Origin of the sequence: Streptomyces lincolnensis, assembly GCF_021173675.1 — a bacterium.
Classification (GTDB): Bacteria; Actinomycetota; Actinomycetes; order Streptomycetales; family Streptomycetaceae; genus Streptomyces; species Streptomyces lincolnensis_B.
Genome location: NZ_JAIHON010000061.1, coordinates 1 through 268, shown reverse-complemented (window position 1 = coordinate 268; position 268 = coordinate 1). Strand labels below are relative to the sequence as shown.

The window sequence follows — 268 nt, the reverse complement described above, 5'->3', positions numbered from 1 at the left end:
TGGGGGTGGCCGCAGAGACCAGCGAGAAGCGACTGTTTACTAAAAACACAGGTCCGTGCGAAGCCGTAAGGCGATGTATACGGACTGACGCCTGCCCGGTGCTGGAACGTTAAGGGGACCGGTTAGTGCGCTTTCGGGTGTGCGAAGCTGAGAACTTAAGCGCCAGTAAACGGCGGTGGTAACTATAACCATCCTAAGGTAGCGAAATTCCTTGTCGGGTAAGTTCCGACCTGCACGAATGGCGTAACGACTTCTCGACTGTCTCAAC

At 54.9% G+C, this 268-nt stretch carries 1 rRNA gene; it reads left to right on the top strand.

Annotated elements, in window-relative coordinates:
• Positions 1-268 (top strand): 23S ribosomal RNA (locus tag K4B79_RS47555); the annotation flags it as partial.